Genomic DNA, 14,272 nt, shown 5'->3' with positions numbered 1-14,272 from the left:
CCATGCCCTCTACAGGGCCCGGACGAGGGGCGATGGCTGGTTGCCTGGAAAGCGGACGCTGCAAGGCCCGCAGCACCCTGACCCCGTCTTGCTCGCGCCCGTCGGGGAGACATCGAACGCCCGTACGGCCACAGGCGCTGGTTGCCCGAGGCCAGTGCCTCCCGATTATGAGGAGCCCCCGTGAGCACCCTGTTCGCCCCGCTGACCCTGCGGTCGCTTGAGATCCCCAACCGGATCTGGACATCCCCGATGTGCATGTACTCCGCCGCCGCGGAAGGGCCGGAGATCGGTGCGCCGACCGACTTCCACCTCACCCACCTGGCCAGCCGGGCCGTCGGCGGTGCCGGTCTGGTCATGGTGGAGGCCACTGCGATTCGACCGGACGGGCGCATCACCCCATGGGACCTGGGGCTGTGGAACGACCGCCAGCAGCACGCGTTCGCCCGCGTCACCCAGGCGCTCCGCTCCCACGGGTCTGTCCCGGCCATCCAGCTCAGCCACGCTGGCCGCAAGGCATCCGTCGACAAGCCCTGGCTCACCGGCCGGTACCTGACGGGGGCCGAGGGCGGCTGGCGGGCGGTTGCGCCCAGTCCGGAGCCGTTTGCCGGGCGATCCGTGCCGCACGAGCTCGCGGTAGGAGAGATTCAGCAATTGGTACGCGACTTCGCCGCGTCGGCCGAGCGCGCCCTGGCCGCCGGATTCCAGGTGGTCGAGTTGCACGGCGCCCACGGCTTCCTGATCCACTCCTTCCTCTCACCGGCCTCCAACCACCGCACCGACGCCTATGGCGGCAGCTTCGAGAACCGCCTGCGGTTCCCTCTCCAGGTCGTCGACGCCGTCCGCGAGGTGTGGCCCGACCATCTGCCTCTCTTCTTCCGCACCTCGGCCACCGACTGGCTGACCGAGAACCCCGGGGACGACCGCGAGGGCTGGACCGGTGACGACACGGTCCGCCTCGCCAAGGAACTGCGCGAGCACGGCGTCGACCTGCTGGACGTGTCCACCGGCGGCATGGTCCCCGACGCCGCGATCCCCATCGAGCCCGGCTACCAGGTCCCCTTCGCCGCCCAGGTCCGCCACGCGACCGGCATCCCCACCGGCGCCGTCGGCCTCATCCTGGAACCCACCCAAGCCCAGGACATCGTCGCCTCCGGACAGGCAGACGCCGTTCTGCTCGGCCGTGAAATGCTCCGCAACCCCTACTGGCCCCAGCACGCCGCACTCGAACTCGGTGCCGAGCCGCGCTGGCCCGACCAGTACGACTACGCCGTCCGACGAGGCGGCAAGCGCTGAGGTAGCCGCTGTCCGCAGGGCCTCGCCCCATCGCCGACGGTCCCGCCGAAGGCCATCGGAAGCCGGTGTCACGCCCGCAGATGCGCCAGCGCGGCGCGAATCTCCGGCCGGGACGTCACGCCCATCCCCGGGCGAGTACGGCCGCCCGCATCCCCGCGCTGCCGCGCCCCCGCAGACCCGACGCACGGCGGATCGCGATGCGTCAGCTCCCGGAATTGACAGCGGCCACCAGGAACGGGCCACCAACACAGAAGGGGGCACTGGCAGACCCCCGGTGGAGCGGGGCCCCGTACGGGGCCCCACGCGGGGTCGGTGGGTGGTTGCCTGGATAGCGGACCTGCCGCACCGCACAGAGCGTGGCACCGGCAGGCCGACCCCCCTTCACCTGGTGTGACGCCCTCCGCCAGCCACCGCAGTCGAAGAAATCGGAGAACCCTCCCCATGGCATTGAAATTGACCGGCACGGTCGCGCTCATCACCGGTGCGAGCAGCGGTATCGGCGCTGCCACCGCGCGCCGGCTCGCCGAGGACGGCGCCGCCGTGGTGCTCGTGGCCCGCCGAAAGGACCGCCTGGAGGACCTCGCCGCCGAGATCGAGAACGCGGGCGGCACCGCGCTGGCGGTGGAGGCGGACATCACCGACCGCCTTCAGGCCGAAGCGGCCGTCCAGCAGGCCGTCGAGCGCTTCGGACGCCTTGACACCCTGGTCAACAACGCCGGCCTGATGCTGCTGGGCCCCGTTGTCGGCGCGGATACCGAGGAATGGGACCGCATGATCGCCGTCAACGTCCAAGGCCTGCTCCACACCACCCATGCCGCCCTGCCGCACCTGCTGCAGGCCGCCGAACAGGGCCCGCGCCAGGTCGCCGACATCGTCAACATCAGCTCCATCGCCGGTCGCGTCGCGTGGAGCGGCTACGGCGTCTACAACCTCACCAAGTTCGGAGTCAACGGCTTCACCGAGTCCCTGCGCCAGGAGGTCACCAGGCGGCACGTGCGCGTCGGCGTCCTGGAGCCGGGCGGCGTGGCCACGGAACTGGGCTCGCACAACAAGGCCGAGGTCCGCGACGCGATGATCGACCCCTTCTACGAGTCGACCGAGGTCCTGGCCCCCCAGGACATCGCCGATGGCGTCGCCTACATGGTCACCCGCCCCCGCCACGCCTCCGTCGGCGAGCTGTGGATCATGCCGACCGACCAGGCCTGACCACCAACTCCGCCGTGGCGAACAACGCCCGCGGCGACACCGCACATCCTCACCAACACCGGGCGCCGAGCCCGATCTGAAAGGCAACCCCTCATGAGCAAGGTCATTTTCATCACCGGCGCCGGACGCGGTCTGGGCACGGACATCGCCCTCCAGGCACTGAAGGCGGGACACCAGGTCGTCGCGACCGGCCGCCGACCCGAGGAGGTCGAGCAGACTCTGGGCGGCCCTCAGGACAACCTGCTGGTCACCAAGCTGGACATCACCAGCCAGGACGACGCCCAGGCCGCCGCGCAAGCAGCCCTCCACCGCTTCGGCCGCATCGACGTCCTGGTCAACAACGCCGGAAACTTCTTCGCCGGCTACTTCGAGGAGATCACGCCCGAGCAGATGCGCCAGCAGTTCGAGACGAACCTCTTCGGCCCGATGAACGTCACCCGCGCCATCCTGCCGATCCTGCGCAAGCAGCGCGACGGCCACATCATCACCCTCTCCTCCTCCGCCGGACTGATCGGCCAGGAGTTCTGCGTCGCCTACGCCGCCTCCAAGTTCGGCGTCGAGGGCTGGATGGAGTCCCTGCGCTACGACGTGGAGCCGTTCGGCATCCGCACCACGGTCGTGGAACCCGGTTTCTTCCGCACCGAGCTGCTGGTGGACGCCTCCACCACCTGGCCCGAGCCGACCATCGACGACTACGCCGAGCGCACCACCGCGACGATCGCGGCCTGGAAGAGCATGAACGGCCAGCAGACCGGCGACCCTGTCAAGCTCGCCCAGGCCCTGCTGACCATCGCCGACCAGGACCAGCCCCCGCTGCGCTTCGTCGCCGGCGCCGACGCCATCGAGGGTGTCGAGGCCAAGGCCAAGGAACTCCTCGCCCAGGCGGAAGCTTCGCGCGAACTGGGCGGAAAGCTGGCCCTCGACGACACCAACGCCTGACCCACGGCTGCTTGGTTCTGTCCAGCCTCTGTTCAGGGACGTCAGCGGATCCGGGGAAGCGCCCTGTCGGGGTGAGCGACGCTGACGTACTTGACGGCGGTATGCGGGTGCGCCCGTCCATCGGCGGGCGGCCCGGATGCCAGGAGGACTGGTTGCTGATGAACAGGTGCGGGTTGGGCGACCTGGGCCAGCGCCGGTACCGCTCGGCCAGCCAGGCGTTGACCAGCTCGATGGTCAGAGCGTCGAGGTACACCGTGTGCCGGTAGCCGGGCCGCCGGACCCGCAGGGTCGCCTTGGCCAGATCGAGGTCGTCGAGTGTCAGCCGGGGGATTTCCGAGGGGCGCAGGCCAGCCAGCGATGCTCACAGTGCGGTCACCTCGAGCGGGGCAACCGCGTCGATCAAGCAACGTTCGTGTGCCGCGCCTGCGGCGTGACCCTGAACGCGGACAGCAATGCGTCCTACAACATCGCCCGCAAGGGCGAGACCGTGTGGACAACGGGGCGTCAGTCACGCGTCCCAGCACCCGTACAGGTGCTCAGACGTGGGAGGCCACGCGACAGCCAGTCGCGCCCCACCCACAAACCCGGTCATTCATGGCCGGGTCAAGTTGACCCATGCGCACCACAGCCTCCGTGGTCTGCCTGCTTCCTCCTCCCAGCGTGAGCCGCCTGGCGGGAGTGCGCGCGGCAGTCGGCTACGCGCCGGCGCTGCGTCCTGGGCCGTCGCCTGTCGGTGCCGGCGTCGTCGGTGGCCGGTGGGCGGGTCCGGATCTGCAGGCTCGGTCAGCTTCCACACGGCTTCACGTTCCGATCGGCGCGCAACCAACACAGCAGCCCGCAACGCTGCCGGTCCGCTCACTTTCTGTCACGACGCTGGGAGCTGAAATGGCGCCTGCCGCCAAACTGCCCCGGTTACCGCTGACTTCGCGGGTAGACGCCAGTAGTACGCAACGTCACCGTCAGGGAGGGTTGCCTCATGGGCAGCACGTTCACGCAGGCGAAGGAGAAGACCACGACCGCGGCCCACTCGGTCTCCGACGGCGCGGCCGTGGTGCGCCACCAGGCCGCCCGGATGGCGCGACGAGCCGCCGACGAGACCGCGACGCTGATCGGCCGGGCCCAGCACCGAGCGGCGGACACCGCCAAGTCGGTGAAGGGAGCCACCGCGACCGGGACGACCACCCGCACGAAAACGCTGATAGGGCTCGGTGCGGCGGCCGTCGTCGCGGCTCTCACCTGGCTGGGCCTGCGCGGTCGGGTCGACTGATCGAGCGCGGACTCAACGGCGAAGACCAGGGCCAGGACCGGCAGCTCCGGCGCGGCTACCCGACGCGTCGCTGGGCAAAGCCGGCCCGGTCTCGTGCCCCGGCCGCCGGCGGCGGGTCGGGAGTTGGCCGCAGCCTCGTCTGCCGTCGGCCGGTCTACGGTGCGAGGGGCGCCGGCAGCTCGGCCCAGACGGCCTTGCCCCCGCTGTCCCGTTCCCAGCCCCAAGCCGTGCAGAGGCGGTCCACGATGTAGAGGCCGTGTCCGCTCGCATGCCCCGCCCGGTGCGGGCGCACCGGGAGGGGCGGAAGACCGCTGCGGTCGTGGATGGTGAGGCGAAGCCGCCCGTCGCGGCGTTCGACGTCCAGCGAGCGGGTTCCGCCCCCGTGCCGCTCCGCGTTGCCCACCAACTCCGCGGTGACGAGCACCACGTCGACGGCGCGCTCGTCATCCCCCGGCGGCGGGCCCGCCCCGAGGTGCCAGTCGGCCAGTGCCGCACGCACGAACTCGACCCCGGCGGCGACCCGGTCCACGTCGTCGTGGAGCAGGAAGTCGAGGTGACGCGGTCCGAACGACGGCGCGGTCGCGGCGCTCGAGCTCATGGCGCCCCCTCCCACGGCTCCGCCCGGCGTGCTGTCAGCTCACGGATCTCTTGGGAGGATCGCCGACGCACCACCGGCGATCCGTTCGAAGATCGGCCGCCGTTCACAGGGAGACCGGTGGTGCCAGGGCGCCGAAGACGCTTCGTGTCAGGCATTCGAAGTCCTCTCTCCTGGTGCCGCGGCGCTCGTGGGATCTGGGGGAGCCACCCGCGCCTACCCGGCGCCGGGGCGACCAATCAGCGCGGCACTCGGGTCGCCCGGGCGACGACGTGGCGTGGCTCTCCTGCGTGGGGCTGCGTGGAGAGGCCTTCGGGTCCGGGCTCCGGAGCGGCGCCGCAGTAGCCCAGGTGTCGACTCCCGCCACCTGGGCAGACGCCCCTGGTCGGCGTGCGGCGACGTAACGCACGCCAGTGACCGAGGAGGCGGCGAGTCATGGAACACCGGGGCAACGTCATCGCCGAGCTCACGGCGGACCACCGGGACATCGAGCGGCTGTTCGCCCGGATTCAGGCGCTGCCTCCGGGGGATCCGATGCGCAAGGACGCCGCGGACAGGATCACCATCGCCTGGGTGCGCCACGAGGTGGCGGAGGAGATGTTCCTGTACCCGGTGGTGCGCGCGGCTGTCCGGGGTGGTGAGGACGCCGCCCACGGGGAGGTCCTGCAGCACACGTACATCGAACGTGCCCTGAAGCGTCTGGAACGGCTCGACGTCCCCACCATGGAGTTCAACCGGCTGGTGGCGCAGGTGATCCGGGATGTGCGCACCCACATCGCCACTCAGGAGCGGTTGCTCTTCCCCGCGCTGGCCGACGTCTGCACGCCCGAGGAACTGGCGCGCCTCGGGGAGGAGATCCGCGACACGAGGGATCACGCACCGACCCGACCGCACCCGGCCGCGCCGCACCACCCTCCCGCGAACCGCAGGATCGCGCCGGTCATCGGCCTGGTGGACCGCGCCCGAGACGCCATCAGCGGGCGCGGACGCGGTCGCGCGGGTGTGCCGCCCGGCGTCAGGGGGTGAGGCGGTCGGCCTCGGGACCGAAGAACTCCGGGGCCGCGTCGCGCCTGCAGAGGCGGTGAGACACGAAAAGCTTGTCGACTTTCGCAAAGCGTGAAAGAGCGGTCGTACGATGGGGAGATGGAGCAAGCCCCGGGCGCACGCGTGACATGGACCTTCCTGACCAATCACGCACGGGTGCTGGTGCAGATCTCGCGCGACCCCGGGGTCCGGGTGCGCGACATCGCCGCGCACTGTCTTCTGACGGAACGTGCCGTGCAACGCATCATCACCGACCTCGAGCAGGGCGGCTACCTGACGCACACGCGGGTCGGACGCACCAACAGGTACCAGGTCACCGCCGGGAGTCCGCTTCGGCACCCCGCCGACGCCGGGCCGTCCGTGGCCGACCTTCTCGCGCTGCTCAGCCACCCTGCGGTCGGTGACTCCGACGGTCACCCCGGTTTGGATCCCGACCTCAAGCGCTGAAGGCGGCGTCACGCCGCATCGTCACGCCGGATCGCGGCCGAAGAAGGCGGCCAACCGGTCGGGCAGATGGAGAGCCTCGGAAGCCCGTACCTCCGGCCCGAAGGCGTGCCCCTCCTCCTCGGCGCCGCGGTACTGGGGCTGCAGGGCCTCGCGCGCCCAGGCGAGAGACGCCTCGGCGGCGTCGGCGTCGAGCGCGTTCGTCGGCTGCCCGGTGGCCCGCGCGAGGTCCCAGCCGTGGACGGCGAACTCCGCGGTCTGCTGCGCCAGGGTGAACCGGGCCTGGTCCTGGTCGGTCGCCCTGGACTCTCTCCAGGCGGCGAGCAACTCCTTCGCCCCTTGTTCGAACAAGGGGCTCCACCGTTCAGGTGCGACCTCCGGACCGTCCCCCGCAAGGTCGGGGATCCCGCCCTCGGCTCGGACCCGGGACTGTTCCAACTCGTGCAGCAGGTGGTTGACCAGCCGCCCGACGTCCCAAGACCGGCATGGCGTTGGCAACGGTGCCTGCTCCGGGCGGACCCGTTCGACGAGGTCCGCGGTCTGGGCCAGCACCCTGCTGAGCCGTTCGACGGCGTCCCGGTTCACGTGCTTGCTCCCCTCGTCAGTCCGGAGGTTCGTGCGGCCCTCCGATCGCGTCGCATCGGTCGCTGCGCGCCTGCCCGAGGCAGGCTGGCCCAAACCGTCGAGCCGCCGCCGCGCGGCGGGGTGTGCCGGCACTCGGGCGAGTCCGCTACGCCCCGCCGTCGAGTCGCAGAAGTCGACGCCGCCCAGGTCGACGACGATGCATGCGCCCCCTTCAGCGCCACCGCCCTGGAGCCCTTCGCCGCACCTGAGCGCCTGCCTCGTCCGGCTGGCCGACGGCCAGCCGCATAGGCCCAGCCGCGGGCCTCTGGCCCTCAGGCGGCGGAGGCTGCCTGAGGCCAGCGCAGGAGGGCGCCGACGCCGCCGACGGGGCCGGGGCCGCCCGGGGGGATGGCCAGCGCCTGCGCGTCCAGGGCGGCCGCCGCGCGCAGCAGGACGTCGTCCGTGCGCGCCGGGTGGGGGTAGCGCGCGCCGAGTCGCTGGACCTCGGCGCGTTCGACGGCCAGCAGCAGCGGTTCGGTGCCGGTCCAGACGGTTCGGGTCGCGTCCGGGGCGGACGGATCCAGCAGCAGCGTCGCCAGGCTGCGGTCGCGCGCCGCGTGGATCGCCTGCGGCACGCCCTCCGCGGTCCGCCGCTCCGCACCGGGCGCTCGTTCGCGCCCCGTGCCCGGATCCCGTGACCGCCCGGCGGCCAGGTCGGCGAAGGCCCGCTCCACATGTTCGGCGACGATGTACGCGCACAGGCATTCCAACTCATGGTCCAGCGCGTGGTCGGCGCCGCCCGGCGCGCGCCCGCCGGTCCGCAGCTGCACGACCGCGGATCGCAGCGGAGCGGGAAGGCGGCGGGCGACCTCGTGCCGCTCGCGCGCGTCGCCTGCCAACACGAGGACGCACTCCGGGCAGCCGGCCTGCTGCCGCGTGACCTCGTCCGCGATCACCTGCGCGGTCCTGTCCCAGGAGTCCTCGACCCGGTGCTGGTAGTGCCACTCGTAGCGGTCCGCCGGGATGGACCGGTGGCCCCGACCGCGCCACTGCTGGCCCTGCGCGCCGGCGAGCGGGCGACGGCCGTGCCCGTTGCCCACCTGGAGGTCGGCCCCGGTCCGGTCGATGAGCGCGAGCAGGACCTCGGGTTCCTCGGCCCGCAGGGACAGCAGCGGCGCCAGCCGGGGCAGGGCGGACCAGGCCGTCGTCACACCGGCCGGCGCGTACGTCAGCTCCAGGTCGAGGACGACCCGGCCCTCGGTCGCGTAGAGGGCTCGCCCGGCCGGGGAGCCGGACGTCGGCTCGTGCTGCAGCGTGCTGACGAGCGCGTCGACGGAGCGCCGGTCGGCACCCAGCCTGGTGAGTTCCCGGGCGGCCGCGCGGCGGCGCAGTTCGGTCTGCTTGGCGGCGTCCTCGGTGCTGCGGGAGGTGTCGATGATCACGCTCGCCCAGGGGCCCGGGCGGTCGAGCAGGGGATGGAGGAAGGTCAGTTCCATGGCTGCCTCGCTTCCTGTGGTTCACCGGTCGGGCGCCTGCCCCGCTTGCGCGGCTCCACGCGCTGTCCCGGCAGCGACCTGCGGGCATCTGGTGTGCGGAGGCGAATCCGGCGATCTTCTTGCCAGCAAGCCGCGTACCGTTTTCGACCCGCGTCCGTACCACCGGGAAGAGGTGCGCCTCCTCGGCGGCCCAGTGTCGCGCCAGCTCGATCGTGAAGGCGTCAGCGATCTCCCGCCTGCGCGGATCGCCGGCAGGGAGCAGGGTGAACTGGTCGAACAGCTGCTCCAGCCTGCGGTGATCCGCCGTCAGTTCCCTGATGACGTCGCCGCAATGGGCCTCGAGGAGGCGGACCGACATGGTGGTGCTTCAGCGCGAACGGCGAGCTCTGCACGCCGACACGCCCGTCGGTGACGGGCACACCCTGGTCACGTGATCACGCGGCCGGGGGCATCGAGGGATCGCCGCGGAGCTCGAGTGCGGCAACGGTCTCCGACAGGGCGAGTTCCCGGTCGGTGGTGTCGGGGCCGTTGGTCCGTCCGAACCAGAACGCGCCGTCGTGGCCGAAGAACGCACGGACCGTCTGGTCGCCGCGGGACATCCGGACGCTGCCGTCGGGCTCCCACTCCACCTCCCAGCTGAACAGGTGGGCCGTGCTCTGCAGGTAGTGGGCGTCGTTGCTCAGCGGACCGTCGCTGCGTGTCATGGACCAGATACTCCCCGTTGTCGGGCTCCAGCGCCACCCCGCGTGCCGGTCGGACGGTCCGCTGTGCGGAGCCAGAGGGTTGAAGTCCGGGTAGTCCTTGCCCGTGTACGTGAGTGTCACGTCAGGCCGACTCGCGTACCGCCAGGCGGCAGGGCACCCGGTACACCCCCGGCTGCGGACGGTCGTCGATGGCCTCCAGCAGGCGCAGCGCCGCGATCCGTCCGATCTCCGTGAGGTCGACGTCGATGGTCGTCAGCGGGGGCCGGGCCGCGAGGGCCATGGTGTCCCAGTTGTCGTAGCCGACCACGGCGACCTCCTCCGGCACCCGGACGGCGCGCTCGCGCAGGGTGTCGGTCACCCCGCGGGCGATCTGGTCGTTGCCGCAGAAGAACGCGTCGGTGTCCGGCGCGGAGCGCAGCACCGCCTCCGCCGCGCGGCGGCCCCAGGCCTCGCTCCAGTCGCCGAAGTGGACGCGGCCGGTGGAGAGTTCGAGTGAGGCCTCGTCCAGCAGGTGCCGGGTGAAACGGGCACGGTCCGCGGCGGCCGCGTGGTGGGCCGGGCCGGTGACGTGGGCGATCCGGGTGCGCCCGGCGGCCAGCAGGTGCTCGACGGCGAGGCGGCAGCCCTGGGCCTCGTCGGAGACGACCGAGATGTCGGCCGGGTCCGTGGAGGGGGAGAGAGCGTAGACGACCGGTACCCCGTCGTGGATGCCCGACAGCGGTGGCCGGGGGTCGGTGCGACGGCCGGTGACGATGATGCCGTCCACCCGGCGGTCCATCAGGTTGCGCAGGTGGTGCTGCTCGCGGATGGCGTCGCCGCGGGTGTCGCAGAGCAGCACGGAGATCTTTCCGGCGCCCAGTGCGTCCTCGGCGCCGAGCAGGACCGGGGTGCTGAAGCGGCCGATGCCGTCGGTGGTCATCAACCCGACGGTCCAGCTGCGGCCCGTGTGCAGGCTCTGCGCCTGCTGGTTGGGGCGGAAGTCGAGGTCCCGCACGGCGTCGAGGACCCGTTGGCGGGTCTCGGGGCGCATCCGGCCGGTGCCGCTGAGCGCCTTCGAGGCGGTGCCCACGCTCACGCCGGCGTGAGCGGCGACGTCGGTGAGGGTGGCTCTGGCCTTCGGGGCGTTGGCGGGGTGGCTCGGCTTCGACACGCGCAATCCTTTTCTCAACCAGTTGTCGCGCCCCATGGTGCCACCGCGCCCACCGCTTGAACAGTCGACAGCGAACGAAAACTCATCCTGTCCAGCGTCTTGACGCTCTTTCGGAGGCGCCATACGTTTCGGGCTCGGAAAAGGTTTGCGCAGTTGCCCACACTCTTGCGCAGCACGCCCTTCGTCAGCGCCGCTCACGGCCCCGAGCTGGGGAGTCCCATGTCCCGCACGCCCCCGACCCGTTCATCGACCGGTCCGATCCGTCTCGGGCCCCAGGCGCACGCCGCCCTGCGTCCCAGCGTGGCGGCCGCGGTGACCTCGGGCTTCTGGCACGACCGCCGGCGCGTCAACGCCCAGGTCGGCATCCCGCAGGGTCCGGCCCTGCTCGAGGCCGCGGGCAATCTGCACAACCTGCGCCTGGTCGCGGGGGACGCGGAGGGTTCCTTCGTCGGGGACTACCCGTTCCAGGACACCGACGTCTACAAGTGGCTGGAGGCCGCCTCCTGGCAGTTGGCCCAGGACGCCGCCGCAGGCCGGGGGACCTCGGCGCTCGCGGCAGAGGTGGACCGCATCGCCGCGCTGGTCGCCGCCGCCCAGCAGGAGGACGGCTACCTCAACACCTGGTTCCAGTCCGGCAAGGGCGAAGGGCGCTACTCCGACCTGCGGTGGGGCCACGAGCTGTACTGCGCGGGCCATCTGATCCAGGCCGCCGTCGCCCACCACCGCGCCACCGGGCGCGCGGAGCTGCTGGAGGTGGCCCGGCGATTCGCCGACCAGATTGACGCGACCTTCGGACCCGAGGGCAGCGGCAAGCCGCTGGACACCTTCGACGCCCACCCCGAGGTGGAGACCGCGCTCGTCGAGCTCCACCGGGAGACCGGAGAACCGCGCTACCTCGAGCTGGCCGCCTACTTCGTCGACCGCCACGGCCACGGCGCCCACGGGCACGAGCCCTACTGCCAGGACCGGGTGCCGCTACGGGAGGCCGACACCGTCGAGGGCCACGCGGTGCGCCAGCTCTACCTGCTCGCCGCCGCCGCCGACCTCGCGGCCGAGACCGGCGAGCCCGCGCTGGCCGAGGCCTGTGCCCGGCTGTGGCACGCCATGGTCGCGACCAAGACCCACCTGACCGGCGGTGTCGGCGCCCACCACGACAAGGAGGACTTCGGCGACCCCTACGAACTGCCCAACGAGCGCGCCTACTGCGAGACCTGCGCCGCCGTCGCGTCCATCCAGTTCAGCTGGCGGATGGCCCTGCTCACCGGGCACGCCCGCTACAGCGACCTGATCGAGCGCACCCTGTTCAACGGGTTCCTCGCCGGTATGTCGCTGGACGGCGAGAGCTGGCTGTACGTCAACCCGCTCCAGGTCCGCGACGGCTACGTGGACGCGGGGGGCGACCACTCCTCGCGGCGCACCCGCTGGTTCCGCTGCGCCTGCTGCCCGCCCAACGTGATGCGGCTGCTCGGGAGTCTGGAGCACTACCTCGCCACCACCGACGGGCGCGGGGTCCAGCTGCACCAGTACGCCTCCGGGCGCTTCGAGGGGGAGGCCCATGGGCTGCCCATAATTGTTAGCGCTAACACGGATTATCCCTGGCAGGGCCGCATCGAGATCACCGTCGAGGAGACCCCGGTCCAGCCGTGGACGCTGTCCCTGCGCATCCCGCAGTGGTGCACCGAGTACACCCTCGTCCACGCCGACGGCGGCGAACCCGTCGACGGCGTGGTCCTGGACGACGGCTGGCTGCGCGTCGGACGCGCCTGGGCGCCCGGGCAGCAGGTGGTGCTGGAGCTGGAGATGCGCCCGCGTCTGGTCGTCGCCGACCCGCGCGTCGACGCGGTGCGCGGCTGCGTCGCGATCGAACGGGGTCCGCTGGTCCACTGTCTGGAACAGCAGGACCAGCCCGGCGGCGGCCTGGACGCCGTCACCATCGACCCTGCCGTTCCGCTCGCCGTCAAGGAGCGCCCCGACCTGCTCGGCGGGGTCGTCACCGTGGTCGCCGGCGGACAGCGCCACACCCTCCCCGACGCCGGATGGTGGCCCTACGCGCCCGCCACCGACACCACCGCCACGGCCGATTCCCGGGCTCCGGGGAGGGCGATGGAACTGACCGCCGTCCCGTACTACGCCTGGGCCAACCGCGGCACCGGCTCCATGCGCGTCTGGCTGCCCACCGGCTGACCCCGCGCCGAGCACCACCGAGCACCGCTGAGCACCACCGCCGCGCGACCCCGCGTCCCACCCCACCCGAACCGTCAGATCGAGGCCACCCACCATGAGACACCTGCCCCGTACCCTGCTCGCCGCCGCCCTGGCCGGCGCCGCGCTCGCCGCCGTCGCGGCCTGCTCCTCCGGATCCGGTTCCGCCTCGACCGCGGGCTCCGGCTCGGGCGGCTCCACCTACACCTTCTGGGACCCCTACCCGCAGTTCGACGCCTCCTCGAACTGGGGCAAGACCGTCGCCGCCTGCGGCACCACGGCCGGCGTCACGATCAAGCGCACCGGCATGGACACCACCGACCTCGGCAACAAGGCCCTGCTGGCCGCGCAGCAGGGCAACGCCCCCGACGTCATGCTCGTCGACAACCCCGTCGTCTCCACCCTCGTCTCGGCCGGGATCCTCAACAAGACCACCGACCTGGGCCTGGACACGTCGGCGATCCAGAAGAACATCATCGGCGCGGGCACCGTCGACGGAGCCGCCTACGGCGTCCCGATCGGCGCCAACACCCTGGCCCTGTACTACAACAAGAACGTCCTCAAGGCCGCGGGCGTCGACCCGGCGTCGGTCAAGGACTGGGCCTCGCTCACCGCCGCCCTGCAGAAGGTCAAGGCCGCCGGTAAGAAGGGCATCACCTTCTCCGCCATCGGCACCGAGGAGGGCAGCTTCCAGTTCCTGCCCTGGTTCTGGGGCGCGAGCGGCGACCTGACCAAGCTGAACAACGCCCATGGTGTCGCCGCCCTGAGTCTGTGGAAGAGCTGGGTCTCCCAGGGCCTGGCCCCCAACGACGTGCTGCAGAACACCCAGACCACCAGCTGGCAGGAGTTCGCCACCGGGAGCTACGCCTTCGGCGAGAACGGCACCTGGCAGCTCGGAAACGCCGCCAAGGCCGGCTTCCCCTACGGCGTCATCAGCATCCCCGGCCAGAACGGCGGCTCCGCGCCCGCGCCGACCGGCGGCGAGTTCGTCACCGTCCCGGTGCAGAAGGACAACTCCCGCTACGCGACGGACAAGAAGATCGTCGACTGCCTGATCAGCGCCCAGAACCTGCTGGCCACCGACACCACCCTCTCCTACGTCGCCCCGACCGCCGAGGTGCAGACACAGCAGGTCCAGGCGAACCCGGCGCTCAAGCCCTGGGTGGACGCCGTCGCCGCCGCGCGCGGCCGCACCAGCGACGGACTCGGCACCAAGTACCCGGTGATCTCCCAGCAGTTGTGGACCGCCGTCCAGTCCGCCCTGTCGGGCAGCCAGAACCCGCAGGCGGCGCTCGACGCCGCCCAGCAGGCCGTCGCCAACCACCAGGGCTGAGCCCAGCAACCCGCTCCCGTCGTCCCTGGACGCCT

General features: G+C 71.8%; 14 protein-coding genes and 1 pseudogene. 9 read left to right on the top strand and 6 right to left on the bottom strand.

The features are described 5' to 3' along the window. The first annotated feature begins 180 nt into the window (after positions 1-180). The 5 genes from DN069_RS06640 to DN069_RS06620 all read left to right on the top strand — a co-directional run bounded on the left by DN069_RS06640 (position 181) and on the right by DN069_RS06620 (position 4,705). Positions 181-1,293, top strand: a complete 1,113-nt coding sequence (locus DN069_RS06640; RefSeq protein ID WP_111499893.1) for an NADH:flavin oxidoreductase/NADH oxidase — start codon at positions 181-183, stop codon at positions 1,291-1,293. Positions 1,294-1,734: 441 nt separating this feature from the next. After that, complete coding sequence (locus tag DN069_RS06635) at positions 1,735-2,499, top strand: SDR family NAD(P)-dependent oxidoreductase (RefSeq protein ID WP_111499892.1); 765 nt, start codon at positions 1,735-1,737, stop codon at positions 2,497-2,499. Between the two features lie 93 nt (positions 2,500-2,592). Further along, entirely contained in the window at positions 2,593-3,438 is an 846-nt protein-coding gene (locus DN069_RS06630; RefSeq protein WP_111499891.1) for an SDR family oxidoreductase, read from the top strand. Between the two features lie 136 nt (positions 3,439-3,574). After that, positions 3,575-4,102, top strand: coding sequence for a zinc ribbon domain-containing protein (locus DN069_RS06625; protein ID WP_111499890.1), 528 nt, complete (start codon positions 3,575-3,577; stop codon positions 4,100-4,102). 312 nt (positions 4,103-4,414) lie between these two features. Next, a complete protein-coding gene (locus tag DN069_RS06620; RefSeq protein WP_111499889.1) occupies positions 4,415-4,705 on the top strand; it encodes a hypothetical protein in 291 nt (96 codons plus the stop codon). A 154-nt stretch (positions 4,706-4,859) separates the two neighbouring features. On the opposite strand, the gene DN069_RS06615 is transcribed toward DN069_RS06620, so the two are convergent. Then, on the bottom strand, positions 4,860-5,303 hold the full coding sequence (locus DN069_RS06615) for an ATP-binding protein (protein WP_111499888.1): 444 nt from the start codon (positions 5,301-5,303) through the stop codon (positions 4,860-4,862). Between the two features lie 432 nt (positions 5,304-5,735). Between DN069_RS06615 and DN069_RS06610 the strand changes: the two genes are divergently transcribed. Further along, entirely contained in the window at positions 5,736-6,326 is a 591-nt protein-coding gene (locus tag DN069_RS06610) for a hemerythrin domain-containing protein (RefSeq protein WP_111499887.1), read from the top strand. A 117-nt stretch (positions 6,327-6,443) separates the two neighbouring features. After that, the gene (locus DN069_RS06605; protein ID WP_111499886.1) at positions 6,444-6,791 is read left to right on the top strand and encodes a helix-turn-helix transcriptional regulator; all 348 of its coding nucleotides are present in this window, start codon (positions 6,444-6,446) and stop codon (positions 6,789-6,791) included. 21 nt (positions 6,792-6,812) lie between these two features. On the opposite strand, the gene DN069_RS39870 is transcribed toward DN069_RS06605, so the two are convergent. The 5 genes and pseudogenes from DN069_RS39870 to DN069_RS06580 all read right to left on the bottom strand — a co-directional run bounded on the left by DN069_RS39870 (position 6,813) and on the right by DN069_RS06580 (position 10,702). Then, positions 6,813-7,373, bottom strand: a complete 561-nt coding sequence (locus DN069_RS39870) for a TIGR03086 family metal-binding protein (RefSeq protein WP_165845386.1) — start codon at positions 7,371-7,373, stop codon at positions 6,813-6,815. A gap of 311 nt (positions 7,374-7,684) precedes the next feature. Next, positions 7,685-8,848, bottom strand: coding sequence for a baeRF2 domain-containing protein (locus tag DN069_RS06595; RefSeq protein WP_111499885.1), 1,164 nt, complete (start codon positions 8,846-8,848; stop codon positions 7,685-7,687). Between the two features lie 148 nt (positions 8,849-8,996). After that, positions 8,997-9,206 (bottom strand): annotated as a pseudogene (locus DN069_RS42800) (hemerythrin domain-containing protein); the annotation flags it as partial. 76 nt (positions 9,207-9,282) lie between these two features. Further along, a complete protein-coding gene (locus DN069_RS06585) occupies positions 9,283-9,552 on the bottom strand; it encodes a hypothetical protein (protein WP_111499884.1) in 270 nt (89 codons plus the stop codon). 121 nt (positions 9,553-9,673) lie between these two features. Continuing rightward, entirely contained in the window at positions 9,674-10,702 is a 1,029-nt protein-coding gene (locus tag DN069_RS06580; protein WP_243638958.1) for a LacI family DNA-binding transcriptional regulator, read from the bottom strand. Positions 10,703-10,921: 219 nt separating this feature from the next. On the opposite strand from DN069_RS06580, the gene DN069_RS06575 reads away from it, so the two are divergent. Both DN069_RS06575 and DN069_RS06570 read left to right on the top strand, forming a co-directional pair. Continuing rightward, on the top strand, positions 10,922-12,886 hold the full coding sequence (locus DN069_RS06575; protein WP_111499882.1) for a glycoside hydrolase family 127 protein: 1,965 nt from the start codon (positions 10,922-10,924) through the stop codon (positions 12,884-12,886). A 94-nt stretch (positions 12,887-12,980) separates the two neighbouring features. After that, positions 12,981-14,237 (top strand): sugar ABC transporter substrate-binding protein, encoded by a 1,257-nt coding sequence (locus tag DN069_RS06570; RefSeq protein WP_111499881.1) that lies wholly within the window; start codon positions 12,981-12,983, stop codon positions 14,235-14,237. Positions 14,238-14,272 lie beyond the last annotated feature (35 nt).

Source organism: Streptacidiphilus pinicola (assembly GCF_003258295.1).
Classification (GTDB): Bacteria; Actinomycetota; Actinomycetes; order Streptomycetales; family Streptomycetaceae; genus Streptacidiphilus; species Streptacidiphilus pinicola.
This window is presented reverse-complemented; position numbering and strand designations above follow the sequence as displayed.